Raw genomic sequence first — 1,383 nt, forward strand, 5'->3', positions numbered from 1 at the left:
CCTACGAGCAGGGCCTTGGCCGGATACCCTCGACTTCGAAGTATTCGTACGGCGTCAATCAACTGCCGATGATTTTTCTGCGGATAAAAGCGAGCGCACAAGCCGATTACATAATCGCCTGGTCCGAATCCCAGCATTGAGCGGGTCCGGTCTCTCCATTCAATGATTGAATGGGGTGAGTATCGACGCAGGTCCACACCATTCCGAATGACTGTGGAAGTCGGAGGTAGATACCCTCGATCTTCCCATAGCTTGCGCTGATCCTGGGCAACGTAGATCATTGCGTCCACGCGTGCGACAACATAGCGGTAGATGGGCTGGAGTATCCGATCCCTCGCGGTTAGAATGTCCGGGTTATGCAGGATCAAAACGAGTTTAGCATTTGAGCCTGCCAATCGCCGTGAAATCGTCGCGAACAGCAATGGCCGCTCGTCTACCGCGACAATTGCTTCGGGGGCCTGGGTGCGGATCATTCGCGACAGGCCTAATGCTGTGCCGATGTCGTAAATCCGATTGCCATTCAGCATCTCAACGGAGCTTTGGCTGAGATGTGCCTTCTTGATAGAGCTTTGGTTGAGATGTGCCGGCTTGATAGATTTTTGGCCTAGATCTGCCGCCGAATAGCTGCTTGTTAGGCCCACTATCGTGCAGATGTCACCGTGGGCCGCCAGCGCATTCGCAAGCTGATATGTATGACGCTCAGCACCTCCGGTTCCAAGACAGTTAAGCACAAACATCACTCGCATAGAGTCGCTCTCCATCTTGATCCCTGGAAGAACAGCAAAAAAGTACCCGACGACGCTCCGGGTTCAAGGAAGGCATCGCGCGCCCGGTGGTGGATCGCATGAATGCATGCCGCCAACGACGCGACGGCTCTGGTTTCAGGCCACCGAATCCGAACGAGTTGCTTCCGTATAGGTCTGCTTTCGAGCATGCCGCTCGTGAATTTGCTTTGGCCTACCGCATCATGGTCTGCACCTCCACCCGCTGCGCATTTTCTCTAGGGTTATGGACAGCGAATATTGGGGTAACCCGAAAGGGTCGAGCCGCGGACCGGCGCAATGGATTTATGGTCACCGTTAATCAACGGGACTTTTCATGCCAGGCAAATCAGAGCGCAGTTCCTACATCGATGCCTTCCGCGGCTTTGCGATTCTTGCCGTGCTGTTCCACCATTTCTTCTACCGGCAGATCGCTGCGGCGTATCCGTTCGATGCGTCCCGGTTGCTGTCTCCGGCAGCAATCAATCACGGACATCTCGGTGTAGGCCTGTTCTTCATCCTAAGCGGGATGGTATTCTATCGACCCAGCATCGCTGATGACTGGAGAAACGTGCTGCGGTTCTACTTCCAGCGCGCACTTCGCTTATGGCCTCTCTACATC

2 protein-coding genes are annotated in these 1,383 nt (G+C 54.7%); one reads left to right on the forward strand and one right to left on the reverse strand.

Annotated features, from left to right (window positions below; genetic code table 11):
- A partial coding sequence (locus ACXJL8_RS41065; protein WP_456687041.1) for a glycosyltransferase occupies positions 1-746 on the reverse strand: 746 nt, incomplete at its 3' end.
- A 352-nt stretch (positions 747-1,098) separates the two neighbouring features.
- Here ACXJL8_RS41065 and ACXJL8_RS41070 point away from each other — a divergent pair.
- The coding region (locus ACXJL8_RS41070) for an acyltransferase family protein (protein ID WP_456687042.1) at positions 1,099-1,383 on the forward strand (285 nt) is incomplete at its 3' end.

This window comes from Bradyrhizobium sp. P5_C11_2, from assembly GCF_054049755.1.